This is a genomic window from Spirillospora sp. NPDC000708 (assembly GCF_040299565.1).
GTDB lineage: Bacteria > Actinomycetota > Actinomycetes > Streptosporangiales > Streptosporangiaceae > Spirillospora.
On record NZ_JBEPCJ010000176.1, the window covers coordinates 1 to 9,191 of the forward strand.

Annotated in this window: 10 protein-coding genes; 8 read left to right on the forward strand and 2 right to left on the reverse strand. The window is 68.6% G+C overall.

All coding sequences use genetic code 11. From position 1 onward, the window contains the following. The first annotated feature begins 70 nt into the window (after window positions 1-70). The 4 genes from ABT299_RS51500 (at window position 71) to ABT299_RS51515 (ending at window position 3,520) form a co-directional block, all read left to right on the forward strand. Entirely contained in the window at window positions 71-250 is a 180-nt protein-coding gene (locus tag ABT299_RS51500; protein WP_387031615.1) for a hypothetical protein, read from the forward strand. A 109-nt stretch (window positions 251-359) separates the two neighbouring features. After that, on the forward strand, window positions 360-1,649 hold the full coding sequence (locus ABT299_RS51505; protein ID WP_500255343.1) for a TIGR00730 family Rossman fold protein: 1,290 nt from the start codon (window positions 360-362) through the stop codon (window positions 1,647-1,649). Window positions 1,650-2,050: 401 nt separating this feature from the next. Then, window positions 2,051-2,434: a hypothetical protein gene (locus tag ABT299_RS51510; RefSeq protein ID WP_387031612.1), complete on the forward strand. Its 384-nt coding sequence runs from the start codon at window positions 2,051-2,053 to the stop codon at window positions 2,432-2,434. A 498-nt stretch (window positions 2,435-2,932) separates the two neighbouring features. Beyond that, a complete protein-coding gene (locus ABT299_RS51515) occupies window positions 2,933-3,520 on the forward strand; it encodes an RNA polymerase sigma factor (RefSeq protein WP_387031609.1) in 588 nt (195 codons plus the stop codon). Between the two features lie 325 nt (window positions 3,521-3,845). Here ABT299_RS51515 and ABT299_RS51520 read toward each other — a convergent pair whose 3' ends face one another. Beyond that, a complete protein-coding gene (locus tag ABT299_RS51520) occupies window positions 3,846-4,478 on the reverse strand; it encodes a TetR/AcrR family transcriptional regulator (protein WP_500255344.1) in 633 nt (210 codons plus the stop codon). Between the two features lie 174 nt (window positions 4,479-4,652). Between ABT299_RS51520 and ABT299_RS51525 the strand changes: the two genes are divergently transcribed. Next, complete coding sequence (locus ABT299_RS51525) at window positions 4,653-5,633, forward strand: helix-turn-helix domain-containing protein (protein WP_387031603.1); 981 nt, start codon at window positions 4,653-4,655, stop codon at window positions 5,631-5,633. Window positions 5,634-5,727: 94 nt separating this feature from the next. On the opposite strand, the gene ABT299_RS51530 is transcribed toward ABT299_RS51525, so the two are convergent. After that, window positions 5,728-7,161: an FG-GAP and VCBS repeat-containing protein gene (locus tag ABT299_RS51530; RefSeq protein WP_500255345.1), complete on the reverse strand. Its 1,434-nt coding sequence runs from the start codon at window positions 7,159-7,161 to the stop codon at window positions 5,728-5,730. A 322-nt stretch (window positions 7,162-7,483) separates the two neighbouring features. Here ABT299_RS51530 and ABT299_RS51535 point away from each other — a divergent pair, with 322 nt between their 5' ends. The 3 genes from ABT299_RS51535 (at window position 7,484) to ABT299_RS51545 (ending at window position 8,925) form a co-directional block, all read left to right on the forward strand. Continuing rightward, the gene (locus ABT299_RS51535) at window positions 7,484-7,687 is read left to right on the forward strand and encodes a hypothetical protein (RefSeq protein ID WP_387031600.1); all 204 of its coding nucleotides are present in this window, start codon (window positions 7,484-7,486) and stop codon (window positions 7,685-7,687) included. A 225-nt stretch (window positions 7,688-7,912) separates the two neighbouring features. Further along, window positions 7,913-8,107, forward strand: coding sequence for an SDR family oxidoreductase (locus ABT299_RS51540; protein ID WP_387031597.1), 195 nt, complete (start codon window positions 7,913-7,915; stop codon window positions 8,105-8,107). 170 nt (window positions 8,108-8,277) lie between these two features. Beyond that, window positions 8,278-8,925: an FMN-binding negative transcriptional regulator gene (locus tag ABT299_RS51545; RefSeq protein ID WP_500255346.1), complete on the forward strand. Its 648-nt coding sequence runs from the start codon at window positions 8,278-8,280 to the stop codon at window positions 8,923-8,925. The last annotated feature ends 266 nt before the right edge of the window (window positions 8,926-9,191 follow it).

The window sequence follows — 9,191 nt, forward strand, 5'->3', positions numbered from 1 at the left end:
GCCGTCTTCGACAACACGAAGTTCCACGCGACCTGACCGCTCACACCCACCCCGGAAAGACCATACGACGATGACGACCGGAAGCGATCGGCGCACGCAGGCTCAGGTGAGCCGTGTCCTGGGCGCACCGCGTCTGGAGGGTTTCCCTGATCCGTCCTCGAGCATTGAGGAACAGGCGCAACTTCTGTTCCATTTGCGAGCCTTCCTTAATCACGGCCTGCCGAATATGCCGCTCGCAGTCGTGGTCTGAGCGCGTGAGTGACAAGGCATCCAGTTACGCTGACCGTCCGGAAGAAGAGAACAGAGTGAGAGGCCCGGTCCGCCTCTCCTATGGCCCTGATCGCAGTCAGGTGGCAGAGTTGAGGCTGCCGATCGGCTTCACGCCGGCGCCCCCCGTGCTCTTTCTCGATGGCTCCTTCTGGCAGGTCGAGCATGACGGCCGAAACCTCGGAGTGGCAGACGATCTGGTGGCCCGCGGCTACGCCGTAATCGACCTCCAGTGTCGTCAAATCGGTAAAGGCGGCGACTGGCATACCACATTGATCGACGTTGCTACAGCCACAGACGTCCTCCCCGCACTCGTCGAGCAGGCGGCTCCGGGCCGAGTCGACCTCAAACGGATCGTCTATTTGGGTTACTCTGCTGGCGGCGACCTGGCCCTTTGGGCGAGCCGGCGCCACAGGCTCGGGAGTGGCATGCCCGGTGCGACGTCAACACGTCCCATGGTGGCGGGGGTTGTCGCTTTGGCTCCGAACTGCCATTTAGCCACTGCGTACCGGGTGCGAGACAGGGCCGTTGCCGAAGCGCACGACGGCGGGACCGAAGAGGCCCTTGGCCGGTACCCCGCGGCCGACCTTGCTACTTTGGGGCAGGTCGAGATTCCGACGGTCATCGTGCACGGGGACCGCGACGAGCTGCTATCGGTCGCGATGTCCCGCTGGTACGCCGCGGCTTCGGCCGCAGAACTGATCGTGGCGCCTTCCACCGGCCATTTTGACCTCGTTGACCCAGGAGCCGGCGTTTGGCCGACCATCGTGGATGCGCTCAGCCGAGTGGGAAGCCGCCGGACCGCCAGGGGGCTTTCGCGGCTGGCCGTCTTCCTCGGCGCCCGGAACGGTTCAGATCCCGCCCACGCGGAGATGGCGTACGCGGTAGGGCGGGCCCTCGCCGACCGCGGTATCGAGTTGGTGTACGGCGGCGGAGGCGCGGGCTTGATGGGGCGGGTGTCGCAGGGCGTGATCGACGGCGGCGGCCGGGTCTACGGCGTCATCCCGCGCTTTATGGTGCAGCGGGAATGGGGGCGGGTCGGCCGGGAGCCGGTCGTGGAGATGACCGTCGTGGACACGATGCACGAGCGCAAGGCCCTGATGGCTGAGCGGGCACAAGCCTTTCTCGCGCTTCCCGGCGGACTCGGAACGCTCGAGGAATTGTTCGAGGTGTGGACCTGGCAGACGTTGGCGCTGCACCGCAAGCCGGTCGGCCTTCTCAACATCGATGGCTTCTGGGATCCGCTCGTCACGCTTCTCCGCGACATTGCGGGCGCCGGCTTCCTGGAGCACGCCACGATCGACCAAATGGTCGTAGGCGATCAGCTCGACAACGTGCTCGAACGGCTGGCTTCCGTCGCCGAGGACATGCGGACGCGCTGAGGAGCGGTGATCGGCGACATGTGGGGCGCGCACCCTTCGGGACCGCATGCCCCTGTAGCGGCCGGAGAGCGGCTCGACGGTAGTTATGGATCCCAGTTACCAAACTTCTAGAGGTGAATTCCCCTTATGCCGCGCAGACGACACCACGCAAGGGGCATCGTTACGCTCGCCCACGTGACGGCCGTCGCGTTCGGGCTTTCCGGCTGCCGGGAGCAGGACGACCGGCAGTCGGCGTCCAACCCGGTCGGTGCCGCACCTGTCGGTTCGATCACCTGCCCAATTTCGAACGGGGCGGTATTCGTGGCTCCGGACGGCGACGACCACGCCGCCACCAGGCAGGCGCGGCTGCGCACGCTCCGCGCGGCGGTGGCGAAGGTGCGCCGCAGGAGGACGATCGTTTTGTGCGGCGGCACCACCACGAGAGCGTCAAGGTTCCTTGGGGAAGGCAAGTCACCATCCAGCCGGCGCTGCACGAGGCCGTATGGCTTGATGACGGCTCGTCTGTCGCCGGATGGCGGCCTGAGAACGGCGTGTGGGTCCGAGACGGCTGGACCATCCGGTTCGACGCCAGCCCGACTTGCACCAAGGGCGCCGAGCCCAGCCATGACCCGGCCTTCCAGATCGTGTCTCCTGACCATCCGATGGCCGCTCACCCGGACCAGTTCTGGGTCGGCGACGCACCGCAGATCCAGGTCGGTTCACGCGACGAGGTCAGGACAAGCATGTTCCACGTGGACGACTCCGCCCCAGCGTCTCTACATGTGTGGCGGCCCATGGGGCCGTGACGTCCGTGCGAGCCCGCTGGGCAAGGCTCTCACACTGCGGGCCGGGCAATTCGACGCTGCGCGGCATCGGCGTCCGCCGGTTGCGTTCGCAGTGGGCGCCGCTGCCATGCTGACCCCACTCGCCTGATTGAGGTTAGTCCTCATCGGCGGTGCCTCCAGTAACTTCATCGCCCCGGCGTGAACGCAGCATCGGCTGTTGTACGGCGGCCTCGCAATAACGGTCAGCCCCAACCGTCGGCGATGGATGCTCGGGGAGCCGGTGTCGGCGCGCTCACCATGCTCGCACGTGCTCGCTCTGGGAGATTGCCTAGATCGAGCACTTGCGGACTGGTCCGCAGAGGACCGAATATCGGTGCCGCCGACGGGCCTCGTGGCTGAACGACACTCGAAGGCTTCTACTTCCGTCAAATGTTTCACCGGGTTGACGTGCGTTCACGATGAGCGGAAGGCCACTGGCCGACCTCAGGCATATCGAGTCCTAAGGAAGTGCACAATTCGATGTCTTCGGTTCCGAGTCTGAAGGTCGAGACCCCGATCGATGTCGATGATGCTGAACTAATTGACCGATCCAGAAATCAGCCAGAGGCATTCTCGGGGATTTACGAGCGGCACAGCCGTCGACTGTGGGGTTATGTAGCACGCCGTCTCGGCCCCGACGCTGCGGACGATATCGTCTCCGAGACCTTCCTCATCGCGTTCCGGCGTAGAGGTGATTACGATCTTACGCGTGAGGACGCCGGGCCTTGGTTGTTCGGAATCGTGGTCAGGCTCGTCGGCAACCATTGGCGGTCTGAGATCCGCATGCACCGCGCTTTCGCTCGCTCCGGTTTCGAGCCTCTCGTAACCGATGCCCTGGATGAGCGGGTAGCCGACGCAGTTACGGCTAAGGCGCAGGGTCCTCGGTTGGCAACCGCACTGGCCACGCTCAGCGAGCGCGACCGCGAACCCCTGCTGCTCCGCACGGGCGGCATGTCCTGCAAGGAAATAGCAGACGTTCTGGACATCCCTGTGGGTACGGTCCGCTCACGGGTCCACCGGGCGCGCAGGACGTTGCGCGCGGCACTCGGCTCTTCCTTTGCAGTATGACCGTCGATCCTGGAGAGTGGACGCTGCTGCCCCGTGTCGTGCTGCGGACCGATTGGGATTGGCGCCGAGCCGGTACTTCAGGAAGGTTGGCCCGCACTTTAACTTGCCAAGGTGGGAAGGGCAGTGGGCTGTGGAGAAGACGCACTGACTGGCGGCCGAAGGCGGCTGACGTTCGTCGATGGCTCGTTTCGCATCAATCACAATGTCGGCAAAGGCATGTCTGAGCGTGCTGTGGTCTTGCGGAGTTGCCGATTGGCGCTTCCAGAAATCGCTTTTTCGGGCCGTCGGTGGACGGGTCGAGCGGTGACCTCTGCTGGGAGGGTGGTCAGCGGGGGCGGACCAGGGGGAGGAACACCAGGTCGACGATCTCGGTGATGGTCTCGTCGGGGATCGGCTCCGGGCCGTTCAGGAGGTGCTCGTTGCGGAGCAGGACGACGGGCAGGGTCGCGATGCGCGGGACGAGGGAGTCCTGCCGTGCCTCTCCGCGGGCGACGGCCCGCGCGAGGATGGTCAGCATGGTGCCGGGCTCGCCGCGGGCGAGTTCGTCGCGCAGGGCGGCCATCGTCTTCGGTTCGCGGCGCGCGTCCATCACCAGGCCGCGCAGGATCTCGGCTCCGGCCGGGGAGCTCATCCGGTCGGCTGCCGCCCGCAAGAGGGCGATGACGTCCGAGCGGAGCGCACCTGTGTCGGGCGGGTTCTCCGGCCGCGCGACCAGCTGCCGGTAGGCGGCGAGGGCGAGCGAGGTGCGGCTGGGCCAGCGCCGGTAGATCGCCGTCTTGTTCGTGCCGGCGCGGGCGGCGACCCGGTCCATCGTGAAGCCGTCGTATCCCCGGTCGGTCAGTTCGTCGACGGCGGCCTGCAGGACGGCGTGCTGGACCTGCGCGGCATTGCGCCTGGGGCGCCTCGCCCGGCCGCCGCTGCCGCGCGCCCTGGCTCGCGCGGCGTCGTCCGGTGCCATGGCCGCCCTCCAGAAGACTCGTCCGTACCTTTTCATCAGCCCAGGCCGTAGGTTACGCGGCTTAAGCAAGGGACTTATAGTCCCTTGCTTAAGGGACTATAAGTCCCTTAGAGTGCGTGGCGCACGGCCGGTGGGCCGTCATGGACCGGCACGCGCCTCTGCCCTGGGGGAACGATGATCCAGACGGTTTTCAGCAGCGACGAGTTCGCGCCCGATCGGCGGCTGGCCGCCTTCGACGACTTCCAGGTGACCAGCGCGCACCCGATGCGGGTCGTGAGCGACGGGTCGCAGAGCTTCCAGGCGACGGTGCGGGCGCTCGATCTCGGGGCGGCGGACGTGGTCGAACTGACCTGCTCGCCGGCCGAGGTGCGGAGGCCGCTGCCGCTCATCCGGGCGCAGGACCCGGGACTGTACTCGGTCGTGTTCCCGTTGTGCGGCCGGCTCGTCGTGGACCAGGCCGGCCGACGCGCCGAACTGGGCGAACGCGAACTCGCGGTCTATGACAGCAGGCGCCCGCTACGGGTGCGGATCACGGCGGAGGAGCGGCCGGCCCGGCTCGTGCGCGCCCAGGTGCCCCGCACCCTGGTGGCGCACCCGGAACAGGCCGACCGGGTCCTCGCGGTTCCGCTCTCGGGAAGGTCGGGGGTGGCGGCGCTGCTCACCGAGTACCTCCTTCGGCTGACCACGGACTCCGGCACCTACCGCCCGGCCGACGCGCCTCGCCTGGGCGGCATAGCGGTCGATCTCCTGAACGCGGTGATCGCGCACCATGCGGCGATAGAGCCGGCGGACGGCCTTCCCCAGCGCGCGCTGCTCCCGCGCATCGAGGAGTACGTGTGGCGGCACCTCCACGACCCCGGGATGTCACCGCGCTCCATCGCCGCCGCGCACCACATCTCGGTCAGCCACCTGCATCGGCTCTTCCAGTCGCAGGGCATCGCGGTCTCGTCGTGGATCCGCCGCCTCCGCCTCGAACGCGCGCGCCGCGATCTCGGTGATCCGGCGCTGGACGCGGTGCCCATCCACCGGATCGCGACGCGCTGGGGATTCAACGACCACGCCACGTTCACCCGGGCGTTCCGCGCGGCCTACGGAATCGCTCCGAGCGACCATCGACGCCGCGCTCTCGAGTCGGCGCCGGGCCGGACCGCATAGCCGTTTCCGGAAAGGGCCGCCGCCCGTCAAGGCGGGGAGCCGGAACGCGGGCCGCGCGGCGGGGGGCGGAGGCACCGCGCGGCCCGCCGCCTGGTCAGGGCAGGACGACCCCGCCGAGTTCGGCGTCGCGTCCCTGCACCCCGAGCGTGCTGGAGTAGAACGTCCGGCCTCCGGTGGTGGACACACCGGAGGCGCCGCCGTTCAGCATGTACAGCGCGCCTCCACGGTCGTTCTCGCCGCTGGCACCGACGGCGAGGTCTGACTTGCCGTCACCGTTGAGGTCGGCGAGTGACACCTGGGAGCCGAACAGGTCGTTCTCCTCGGCGTGGCCCGTCACGTCCCCGGCGTTCTCGCTGATCTGCTGGGCGCCGTTGCCGGTCACTCCGCCCGGTCCGCCGTAGAGGACGGTGGCCGCACCCGCCTTGGCGACGGTGTCCACGGTCTTTTCGGGGGCGCCGACCGCGATGTCGGCACGGCCGTCGCCGTTCACGTCGCCGGTCGCCACGGACGCGCCGAAGGAGTCGCCGTACTCGGCGGTTCCGGGTACGCCGTCGGTGTCCTGGTCGATGACGGTGGCGGCGCCGACGCCGGACGCGGTGCCCGGATACACCCGGACCTGGCCGCCGCGGCCGCCGTCCGCCCCCGCTACCAGGTCGGCGCGGCCGTCGCCGTCGACGTCACCGGCGGCCAGGGATCGCACCGCGGTGTCGGAGGATCTGTACGAGGGGGTGTCGGCGAGCCCGGTCGGGGCGCCCTTGTAGACGTTGAGCCGCAGCGAACGGTCATCCCCGTCGATGCCGTCCCAGACGTAGGCGTACGCCAGATCGGCGTGCCCGTCGCCGGTGAAGTCGGCGACGGCGGTGGACACGTGAACGCCCTCGCCCTCCCCTTGGCCGACGGAGGTCGTCGTGCCGACCAGCTCGCCCGAGCCGAGGCCACGGTAGAGGGTGAAGAAGCCGCGGCCCCCGGCAACCAGGTCGGGTTTGCCGTCACCGGTGACATCGGCCGCGCTGACGGTGATGGCACCGTGGGCGTAGGTGTCGCCGTCATCGGTCCCGAACCTCACGGCCTTGGACGACAGCCCGCTCGCGCTGCCGTAGATGAGGGTGATGCTTCCGCCTCCCAGCCCGACGGAGTCGTCCTCACCGTCGGCGACCACGGCGAGGTCGGCGTAGCCATCGAGGTCGAAATCGGCCGAGGCCAGAGAGGCGCCGAATCCGTCCGATTCCTCCGAGCCGCCCGGGACCCCGGCGCTCTCCTGTGTGATGACCTGCCTGCGGGCGGCGTCGGGACCGGTCGCGGTGCCGTAGGCGACGGTGACGAACCCGGCCCTGGCGGCGCCGTTCGCGGTGCCGAGCGGGCTGCCGAGCGCCAGGTCGCGGTGGCCGTCGCCGTTGAAGTCGCCGGGCCGGGCGGGCGCCTTGGGAGCGGCGTGCGCGGGCACGGCGGTCAGGCCCGCCGTGCCGGCGGTCACCGCCGTGACCGCGGCGAGCGCGGTGCCGCGCAGGCGCCGATTGCGTCGAGTCATGGGCACATCCTTCTGGCGGGGAAGGTTCGTAGAGAATGGGCGAAGCAGAGGGAAAGGCGAATCAAGTAGGGTCCTGAGTTTCCGTTCGCCGTCGCTGGAATGGAGAGCGCAAGAACGAAGTCGAACCGAGTCCGTCGCGATTCACATTTCCCACGTGGTTCACCCTGGTGAAGTTAACAGGGGAGGGGCGGTCGAGTTTTGACGATGGGCGGACAGCTCTTGACGATCGCTCCACGCTCGCCATCGTGCCGCTGCCGCCCTGAGGAGGTGGCGTGCTCGGGACGTCGTGACGGTTCAGGTCCGGCAGACTGTCGCGCGGCTGGTGCCTGTGCGGACGCCGGTGGACGCGGGCGGGACGCTGGCGGGGACCTCGGAAGCGGCGCTGCGCAGCGCCGACGGGCGCCAGCGGGCCTGCGTGGTGACGCCGCCGCTGACCTGGCCGGTGCCTTCGCCCTCTCCCGGCTGCCTGCACGTGCCGGTGCCGGGCGCGTTCGCCGCGCGTGCCGAACGGGCCATGGTCGTTTAGCCGGTGCGGTTTTCTGGAACCTCCACCTCTCGGATATCCCGCGCACTCCTTAAGTGCGTGTTTGAGAAGCATCTTGTTGCAGGTAAGCGAGGGGACGTGGGCCTTGGCGGACGGCGGGTCGTCCAGCAAGTGCCAGGCGGCGGGTCTTGAGGCCGATGTCGGCAAGCGGATCGTGGCTACGTTGGTGGCGGGGCGGCGATTCTAGTCGCGGGCCAGGCGTCCGGTGTGCGGACGGCCCTGCTCAACAGCGCGATCCTGAGCGGCATGTTCACTGCGGAGGAGACGGCCGCACTGCATCCGATCGGCGTACTGCTGGAGCCTGAGGACGTCGCTGAGACGTTCGCTTTCCTGTGCGCTGACGAGTCCAGGCACATCAACGGCCAGTCGATCGCCGTCGACTGCGGCATGCCGGCCGGATGAGCGGGGCCCGGCGCGTGCCGCCGGGTCTGGCAGCCGGCCCGTCTTGATCCAGTACCTGCGCGCAACCGGCGCGGAGCCGTCAGTACGGGCGATGAGGCCGTGCGGGAGCTGTACGGTCTTGATCAGATTGCCGGAGTGCAGCCGCTGCCGACTACAGAGAGGGGATCCGCATGTTCATCCAGCCTTGGGACGCGAGCCTGGACGACACCGAATGGCAGGCCTGGATCGCTGAAGGCCACGACTTCGGCCAGCTCGCCGCCAACGGCCCGCCCGGACAGCCGCCCGCCGTCGTCCCGACCCACTTCATTGTCGACGGGAGCGACCTGCTGATTCACCTGGCGCGGCCGAACCCGGTATGGAAAGTGCTCGAGAACGATCCTAACGTCGCATTCACCGTCGTCGGGGACTATGCCTTCGTTCCCGGCACCTGGCGTGCCGCCCCCGGCATTCGGCCCACCGATGGTGTCCCGACCAGCTATTACGCAGCGGTCCAGTTCAACTGCCGCGCGCACATCATCGACGACTTGCACGCCAAGGCCGACCTGCTGACCCAGCAACTCGCCCATTTCCAGCCCGATGGCGACCACGCCGACGTCGCCCCGGGGCAGCCGCCGTACGGGCGGATGCTGTCGAGGATCCGCGGGCTGCGTTTGGAAGTGGGCGAGGTTCGGGCCAAGTTCAAATACGACGATCACAAGAGCGTTGAACATCGCACCGCCATCGCCGACCGCCTCACCATCCGTGGCCAAGGCCTTGACATCCCCACAGCGGCCCAGCAGCGCCGCCGCACCGGCCGCATCGGTACCTGGAAGCCTTGACCACCGCCCGCACCGACTCGTTAGAGGGCCCGCGAGCCCAGGAGTCGTCGATCCTGACCGTCTCGCTGCGGTTCGGGTGACCGCATGCGGGTGCCCCGGCGGGTGGGCGCCGGGGCGGGTGGAAGGACGGGTCATGGGCGGGGCGGCTTGGGGAGGAGCTGGGTGAGGGCGGCGGTCGCGGCGCAGAAGCCGATGATCGGCAGCAGGCCCGCCTTGAAGGCGTCGGCGACGTCGGCGGGGAGCGGGTGGGCGCCGAGGACGTCGTA